The following is an 8,996-nucleotide window of genomic DNA, read 5'->3' on the forward strand; positions in this document are numbered from 1 at the left end:
GAAGGGCCAACCTATTTGGCATATAACTCTCGCTGATGATAGCGTTTTCTGGCCTGATGATTCCTTCAGCATAGATTCTATACAGTGTGGAGATGTTGATGATGACGGCGTCAATGAAATCGTTGTGCTTCTAAACCATATACCGTGGTTCCCGTCAATAATCGCTGTGGTTTCCCCTGATGGAAGTGTCAAGGGGAAATATTTCCACCCCGGTCATATAAAGTTGTTGAAGTTGGAAGATGTTGAAGGCGATGGGATTGATGACATAATTTTTGCCGGTGAAAACGCCGAACATAATTTTTCAACAGCCTTTGGAATATTGGATGGTAGAAAGCCCTCCGGGCAGGCTGAACCTTACTTCGGTCTGGGTGTTCCCCCTGCCCAGGAAAAAGTCTATCGCCTTCTGCCAAAAGCTAAGGGCATGAGTTCTATTAATATAATCGATGGTAAAATTTTCCTTTACGACGAAAGCGGACAGCAGTTTGAAATTTTGAAGTAATCTCTGTGGGGGTGCACATATGAAAAATATCGTGTTAGGCCTGCTACTGATAATTACAACTGTTAGCATAGCAACGAGTATTCTTGAAGTGAATACTTCCGGTTTTCCGATTGTGAAAGTTGTGGTTGCGGGTGCTGAAAGTGTGAATATTCTGGAAAATTCCCAGACTGTTGACATATTCAAAATCGAAAAAAACGATGGTCTTCTTGCAATAAGTTATCTCAGCAACGAAGAGAACTTAAAAGGGCAAAAAGTCGAACTAAAAGTCAATGAAGCTCAGACATATTACAATCTACCTCTCGCTGAGAACAGGCTTTTTTCGGCTTTTGTACTCGACAACAGTAAAATCACAGTTGATGGTGATATCCAGGATTGGGATAAAATCACAGGCATTCGCTTTCTCTCAGGTGATGGCAGTACTGGCGCAGCTATCTCTGGCTGGTTTGACCTGAGCGGAATTGCAAAAATCGCTTATGATTTGTCAAAGAGTACCCTTTATGGGTTGGTGATTATTCGTGACGATGTCCCTATTCCAGCATACTCAAAAGACATAGTAGGTGCTGGTGACAGTATTCAGCTTAAAATAGGCGAAACGCTTTACAATCTTCTACCGGGAAATTTCATAAATTACGACCCATCTATTTCCAGCAACATTCCCACCGAAGGTTCGGAAATTTCATGTATTCTCGAAAACGGCCATTACATCTATGAATTCGCGATACCTCTTCCCAAAATGGGGAAGACCAAGCAGATAAAATTGTCCATGACTATAATCGATAATGACAAGCCCAGGGCCCTTGAAAAAACTGAGTGGAAAATAATCGAAAATGAGGAGCTGTCATTTTTTACAGAAAGCTTGCCCACTGTTGATATCACTTCGCCAAAAGATGGCGACATTTTCAGTAAGCCTTATGTTGTACTTTCTGGTTCTGTTGATGGCGAATACAGAAATGTGATCGTTAAGCAGGAAAGGATAGGCAGCACAGGGGAAACCATACCTGTTGAGGAAAGAGTCCTCGAGATAGAGGGAGGGCATTTTCGTGACTCTTTTGTGCTGCGCCAGGGTGAAAACATCTTCACTGTGCTTGCTACAAACACTTCTGGAAAAGCCATATCAAGCGTTCATGTCCTCTATCCCACGAAGGCCTCCCTGCGTTTTATTTTAAAGTGGGACAGTCCCAAAGCTGATCTCGATTTAAATGTACTTCTCCCTTCGGGTGAGAGGATATATTTCGTCAATCCCGGCCCTCCGGGCAAGCTACACATAGCGGACGCAGATGAAGCCCTTGAAGTATATGAAATTCCCTTCGATGAAGTGGAACCCGGACCCTATACACCCATGGTTCATTTCTTCGAAAACAAAGGGGCAAAAGAAATCAGCGGAACACTTTCAGTTGAACTTAGCGATGGCGTTTCAACGAACATGTCTCGTGAATTGTTCAAAGAGACTTTTTCATTCAAAGGGAACGAGGCAAATCCCACCGATACTACCACCGGGACTGACTGGCGATATTTTGAACCGATTGAAATTAAGATACCGGAAGTTGCAGTAAAAGTGCTGTCAGATCTTCCTGAGAGCTTCAAGAAAGGGGTCACCTACCGCATAGGCTCAATAGAGTACAAGGAAGGTTTTATCGGTACTTATGAACTCGGAAATTCTCTTGAGCTTGAGGTTAATCCCATTGTTTTTGAATCTGATATAGACGAAAATATAGAGGGAAACGATGTCAAATTCGAATTTTCTGGCTGGAGTGACGGCATTAGCGGGAGTAAAAGGGCTGTTGTTATCAATGAACCTGTAACTTTACAGGCTCATTTCAAAAAATATTACAAGGTTCTTCTTCTCACTACCGACGAAAATGGCAAAGAACTCCTTGAGCGCAAGCAATATTGGGTTGAAGCCGGGAAAGAGATAAACATTTCATCGGTTGATATCGATGGCATGCTCTTTCAGCGCTGGCTTTTCAACGGTCAAATGGTTTCCACGGAAAAGGGAGACAAGGGATTTCTCATCACTAAACCTTCAATCATTGTCAGAAAATTCTTGAGAACCGCTGATGTAATGCTGATAGCTCCTGACGAAGCATACCATGATTTGACAGCTCTGAAAAAAGTTCTCACGCCAAAAAACCTATCTGTAGAACTCTATTCACCTGAGACCATACTGGAAAATCCTCGTTCATTGAAAAAAGCCAAAGCCGTTTTTCTCAGCTTTACCCTTTCAAAAGGCGGATTTAGTGATTTTTTCACCGAAAAATTGATAGATGAATTGAGCTCTTATATTCAGAATGGCGGCACAATTGCCCTTTCAGGTGATGGAAATGTTCTTCTTGAAAAACTCGGGCTGGCAAAGCTCAAAAAAGTTTCATATGCCAGCGGAGCAATTTGTGTGCCCTTCAAATTGCTTTATGGGCCTGAAGGTATCTTTGACCACCTGGCCTTTCCTGCCGATGAATTTTCTGCTATCTCAAACCCTGAAAATGCTGATTTTCTATGGAAAGCCAGCACCGAATTCAGTGGCTACGTGATTTCCGGTTACCCTGGGGACTTATTACCGCTTCATTTCATTGAATCTTTGACCATAAACAATAAGAAAAGCGAGAGAACCGAGCCGCTTCTGATGTGGAAATACGGGAGTGGAAATATTCTGTATCTTGATGAGGTTTGGAACGGAAAAACGTCTTCTTCGGAAGGTGCTGTTGATCTTATACAGAAATTCGTGGACTTCCTGATTTCAAGCACACCAAAAGTTATTCAGGAACCTCTTGTAGAATCTGCCATTTTGAAGGGCGATGTGCTGGGTTTAAACCTAAAAGAGCCCAAAGGAAAATTCTTTGAGATATGGGCGCTAAACAAAGATGGGACGAAGAAATATCTATCAACGCTCTTTATATCAGACAAAGTAAATTTACCATCATTTTCATTGGATAACGTCTCAAAAATAATGTTGAGAACGCTTTCTGGACTGGACGCTTCAAAGTTCTCTATCCCCATTGAGGTCATAATCCCCCAGCCCGTTTATTATGAAATCACCGATAATATCGTGGAAATCTTTTCCGATGAATTGAAAACCAAAAAGATAAAGATGCGGGAGTTTTCTGACACCGAGAAGATCTTCCACATTGAGTACGACCTGAACAGAGACAGCATTGATGACATTATTCTTATACGAAAACTCAAAAGCGAAGATCCCACAAAGAGCGACATAGTTATAACGGCTCTGAACAGTGACGTGAGCTTGCTGTGGGAACAAAATTTCGGCGACGGCAAAGTATATGCTTTGCCTCTATCTTACACGGTAAAAGAGTATGGCGTCTTTTATGAGGGTAACGAACCTTTCATTTATGTGGTCGCCAATGGAAATAACGGGAATTTCTCCGTTGCAAGTGTGTATTCAAGGTTCGGAAAGCTCATTTCTGAATTCTGGCATCCGGGGCCAATCAATGCCGTATTGGTCGGGGATTTGAATCTGGACAAAAACAGAGAGATTTTGCTCGCAGGATATAACTATCACTACGCTGCCGCGGACTGTATAGTTATCAATCCTGCTAAGACGGGCGTTGCTCAGTCGCCACCGGGCAGAGGCTTTTTCTATCCGCTAAGCAGAGGGCTATATTATTCGTATTTCACAAACCTCAAACCCTTTGTATCTGTTTCTGAAAAGGGACCTGGCCTTTTTGAATTGAGAACCGAAGACGGAAAAGCTGAAAGTATAAACCTCCTGGAGAGTGAAAAATGAGCAAGTACCTTTTAGCAGTAATTTTATTGTTATCTGTTGCATGTCTTGGTACGGTAAGCATTGACAGGATAGATGCTTCAGAATTCCCATTGGTTTGTTTTCAGGTAACCACAACAGGCCATTATTCTGCTGCCAGCTTCAATTTTTCAGAAGATGGGGTTACAATAGCTCCTTCCATACAATTGGTTCAAAAAGAACCCCTTAAAACGATAAAAGTTTATTACTTTTTGGATATTTCCGGATCTATGAACTCAAGATTGACAGAAATCATTGGCAAATTGGCAATTCTGTCAAGAGCTATCAGAGAGATATCTGAGGGCGAGGTTAAGGAGCATTTCATCGCCATTTCAGATAAAATTGTCAGGGAGATAGAAAGTACAAATGGAAATACACAAGATGTACTCATGCAGCTTTACAGCCTACCTATTGCGGTTGATGAAGATTTTGGAAAGGTTCTTAACAGCTATGACTTTGATGAAGGTTCAATTGCAGTCATAGTGGATGACCGGGGTTCCTGGAAGGAAAAGCCCACTTCTACTATAATGAAGTCAGGCGTCCCCTTTATTGCACTTGATACAGGAAGTGAATATGCAAAGGAACTGGCTAAAACGACAGCAGGGTTGATCTTTGATGGAGAAAACCTGGCAGAATTAGAAACCTTGCTTTCTTCATTATCACGTTCGATATGGGAACTGAAATATAATTCACCCTTCCCTGATTTTACTCTCCATACCATAGAGCTCAACGGTATAACTGCCAATTACGTGAATAGCATGAAAGAGCCTGTGATAATTCCGAAGGCGGAAACTGTGGAAGCCACAGCGGGAGAAAGGTTAGAGTTGGAGGGCAAGATTAAAGGTAAAGTGAAGCGCTTCAAAGCTTATTATCAGGACACTTCGCTTGAAATCAAAGTTCTGGGTCAAGAATACTATTTGGAAGTCATTCCACAACCGGGCATTAAAAAACTCGTTCTCAAAGCCTGTTCTTCCTGGAAATGTGTTGAAAAGGAAGTGAACATAATCGGCCTCGAGACAAGGCCAGCGCTCGAAGTTAAAATTGATTGGAATGAACCTAACGCCGACCTGGACCTGTATGTTAATGAACCAACAAATACGGTATACTTTCTTAATGATAAAGCGAACGGTTTTTTGAGTAACGATTGCATAAAAGGCCCAGGCAGAGAAACATACATAATAAATCCAAAGGGAAACTTTCTACCCCATGGTAAATACAGAATAAGGGTTCACTACTATCGTGGCAGAGTTCCAGTCGAATTTAGAGTTACCATCTATTCATATGGAAGGCTGCTTCTTGATGAGGAGTTTAAGCTGGAGATTTCGGATTCCAGAAATTGTATTCCAGATGCCGAGGGCCCCGATTGGTTGGATGTAATGAACATTGATTTTTAGATTTAGGAGGTTTACCATGAAAATCTCAAGAAGAGCTGAAAAAATGCCAGCATCGCCCATAAGAAAGCTTGTCCCCTATGCCGAAAAAGCAAAAGAAAGGGGTATCAAAGTTTATCACCTGAATATAGGCCAGCCGGATATCCCCACACCTGAAATATTCTTCAGGTATCTGCGTAAAAATCTCGGTGATGTCGTAGCTTATTCACATTCTGCTGGAATTATCGAACTGCGCCGTGCCTTTTTGAATTATTATGCTTCTTTTGGAGTTGAGTTAACCGAAGATGAGGTCATTGTCACAAACGGTGGTAGCGAAGCCGTGATTTTCGCTATGGCAGCTATTGCCGACCCGGGTGACGAAATCGTAGTGATCGAGCCTTTTTATGCTAACTACAAAGGTTTCGCCAGCCTGTTGAACATAAAGCTTGTACCCGTGAGAGCAGAGGTTTCCAATGGCTATCGTTTACCTCCGAAAGAGCGCTTCGAAGAAGCGATTACTTCCAAAACCAGAGCCATACTCTTCTCAAACCCTTCAAATCCCACCGGGGTAGTTCTTACGAGTAGCGAAATTGACACATTGATCCAGTTTGCTGAAAAGCACAATCTCTTTCTCATTTCCGATGAAGTATATCGAGAATTCGCTTTCGATGGACGTGAGTCCATTTCACTACTCAAGCATTACAAAAGCGAACGTGTAATCATGACTGACAGCCTTTCAAAGAGATACAGCGCTTGTGGAACGAGAATAGGGCTTTTTGCCACTCACAACAGGCAGATATATGACGCAGCGATGAAATTTGCCCAGGCCAGGCTTTCACCACCTACGGTGGCACAGCTGGGTGCTGTGGGTTTATTAGAGCTGGGCAAAGAATATACTGATAAAGTCAAGAACGAGTACCAGCTTAGAAGAGACGTGGTCTTTGAAGAACTTTCAAAAATACCTGGAGTTCTTCTCACAAAGCCCGAAGGCGCGTTCTATGTTTCCGTTGCCCTGCCGGTAGATGATGCTGAAAGATTCGTAAAATGGATGCTAACCGATTTCAACGATTCTGGAGAAACCGTTATGGTAGCACCTCTTTCAGGCTTTTACGCTACCGAGGGAAGTGGAAAGAAGGAGATACGCATTGCATATGTCCTTGAAAGAAAAAAGCTGAAAAGAGCGTGCGAATTACTTAGAAAGGGAATAGAGGGCTACAACAGGTTATGACAATCAGGGCGCTTTTTAGCGCCCCTTTATTTATTCTTCAACGACTTTTACATTGATAGCCTGCGGACGACCCGATGGACCTGTTTCCACATCGAATTCTACTCTCTGCCCTTCATTCAATGTTTTGAAGCCATCCATCTGAATAGCACTAAAATGCACAAAAATGTCTTCTCCATCATCTTTCGTGATAAAGCCATAGCCCTTTTTACCGCTAAACCACTTGACTGTACCTTTCATTTTCTTATTCCTCCTAACCGGCAAAAGCCTGTACTGCCCTGTCGAGCGATATAAATTATAACACAATAGACATAGATATAACTCTCAACGGGTTTCAGAATGATTCTTTCAGACTTGACACATGACTATGGTGATGATAAAATACTTAGCGTATAGGGGTGCGTAGCTCAGTGGGAGAGCGCTTCCTTGACGAGGAAGAGGCCGTAGGTTCAATCCCTACCGCACCCACCATTAGAAAGGAGGGCTACGCTCTCCTTTTTTTACATTAGTCAATGCCTACCGCGGTGAAAGAATTTCGTCAAAATAAATGAAATGCAGCTCTTTAAAGCCTTAATCTTCTCTCTTAAACCGTTGTGCAAATACCTGCATTTGATTTTCTTACTCAAAATGGTTATAATATAGGTGTTGTTAATAAACCTTTTGTAAGGGGGTGTTGTTGTGAAGAAGTTGCTTCTTCTTGTTCTATCTGTACTATTGGTTTCCGCTATTGCGTTCTCCTTCGATCCTGAAACATTTGTTAACTTAACCATTGGAGAACCGGAAACCCTCGATCCTCACTATTGTTATGAAACCGCTGGTGGTGCCGTTATTCTCAACGTCTATGACAACCTCATCAAGTACAAGGGCGATTCCGTTACGGTATTTGAGCCCATGATATCCACCGAGGTTCCGACAGTGGAAAACGGCCTCATCAAAGATGGCGGTACAAAGTATGTGTTCCCCATAAGGGAAGGCATTAAATTCCACTCTGGTAACGTGCTTACACCCTATGATGTGGAGTACAGTTTCGAAAGAGGAATCCTTTTCGATCCTTCCGGCGGGCCCATGTGGATGATCATCGAAGCCCTCTCCGGTGGAGATTACGCTTCACTCGAAGGCTGGTTCGAAGCCTATTCTGGCATGGCTTACTCCGATGCCGTTGATGAAGATAGGAATCCGACTTCGGAAGAAGCCAAAGCAAAACTCATTGCTTTCTACAACGAAGTCATCGATCCTCTTGTTGAAGTCGATGGCAACAATGTGGTTTTCACTCTCCATGGTCCCTTCGCGCCATTCATGTGGATCATTTCCCACTACGCTGGCTGGAGTGCTGTTATCGACTCACAGTGGGCAAAAGACAATGGTGCCTGGGATGGAAACGCTGACGGCTGGTGGAAATGGCACGACCTTCAGCCTGAAGAAACTCCTCTCCACAGTGTAGACGCTGGTTGTGGTCCATTCAAGGTCGTCGAATGGGACAGGGCACAGCAGAAAGTCATCCTTGAAAGATTTGACGAATATTGGAGAGGCCCAGCCAAGCTGAAGACAGTCATCATCTGGGGTATCGATGAATACTCCACAAGGAAGGCTATGCTCGAAGCTGGCGACGCCGACATCGTTTACGTACCTACCCAGTATAAAGAACAGGTTGTTAATATGCCTGGTGTCAGAATAATCGACGGTTATCCGACGTCTGCTATCACATCCTTCCATTTCAATTGGAAAGTCAAAGAAGGAAGTGAATACATAGGTAGCGGCAAACTTGACGGAAACGGCGTGCCACCTGAATTCTTCAGCGATCTCCATGTCAGGAAGGCATTCTACTACTGTTACGATGGACAGACCTTTATCGAAGAAGTTCTCAACGGTTACGGTAAACTCGTACCGACTGACCTTCCTGAAGGTTATCTCGGTTACGATCCCACACTGCCCGTTCCTGAATTCAACCTTGCAAAAGCAGCAGCTGAGTTCAAGAAAGCCTTTGATGGCCAGCTCTGGGAAAAAGGCTTCAAGCTGACACTGCTCTACAACACGGGTAACGAAGCAAGGCAAACAGCGGCTGAGATGTTCAAGTTCTACATCGAATCTCTCAACCCGAAATTCCATATAGACGTTCAGGGCGTACAGTGGCCAACATACCTTAAGGCT

The 8,996-nt window shown here is 43.2% G+C and carries 6 protein-coding genes and 1 tRNA gene; 6 read left to right on the forward strand and 1 reads right to left on the reverse strand.

Annotation, left to right across the window (positions count from 1 at the left end; translation table 11 throughout):
* From AC3LHT_RS05865 to AC3LHT_RS05880, 4 genes are all read left to right on the forward strand, one after another.
* On the forward strand, positions 1-499 hold a 499-nt coding region (locus AC3LHT_RS05865), incomplete at its 5' end, for a hypothetical protein (protein WP_488662255.1).
* Between the two features lie 19 nt (positions 500-518).
* Positions 519-4,238 (forward strand): DUF2135 domain-containing protein, encoded by a 3,720-nt coding sequence (locus AC3LHT_RS05870; protein ID WP_488662256.1) that lies wholly within the window; start codon positions 519-521, stop codon positions 4,236-4,238.
* Positions 4,235-5,647 (forward strand): DUF2135 domain-containing protein, encoded by a 1,413-nt coding sequence (locus AC3LHT_RS05875; protein ID WP_488662257.1) that lies wholly within the window; start codon positions 4,235-4,237, stop codon positions 5,645-5,647. Before AC3LHT_RS05870 ends, AC3LHT_RS05875 begins: the two co-directional genes overlap by 4 nt.
* 16 nt (positions 5,648-5,663) lie before the next feature.
* On the forward strand, positions 5,664-6,851 hold the full coding sequence (locus AC3LHT_RS05880; RefSeq protein WP_488662258.1) for a pyridoxal phosphate-dependent aminotransferase: 1,188 nt from the start codon (positions 5,664-5,666) through the stop codon (positions 6,849-6,851).
* A 30-nt stretch (positions 6,852-6,881) separates the two neighbouring features.
* On the opposite strand, the gene AC3LHT_RS05885 is transcribed toward AC3LHT_RS05880, so the two are convergent.
* Complete coding sequence (locus AC3LHT_RS05885) at positions 6,882-7,088, reverse strand: cold-shock protein (RefSeq protein ID WP_290644586.1); 207 nt, start codon at positions 7,086-7,088, stop codon at positions 6,882-6,884.
* Positions 7,089-7,244: 156 nt separating this feature from the next.
* On the opposite strand from AC3LHT_RS05885, the gene AC3LHT_RS05890 reads away from it, so the two are divergent.
* Together AC3LHT_RS05890 and AC3LHT_RS05895 are read left to right on the forward strand one after the other, a co-directional pair.
* Positions 7,245-7,319 (forward strand) — tRNA-Val (locus tag AC3LHT_RS05890).
* Between the two features lie 207 nt (positions 7,320-7,526).
* On the forward strand, positions 7,527-8,996 hold a 1,470-nt coding region (locus AC3LHT_RS05895), incomplete at its 3' end, for an ABC transporter substrate-binding protein (RefSeq protein ID WP_488662259.1).

The sequence above is a fragment of the Kosmotoga sp. genome (assembly GCF_982836095.1).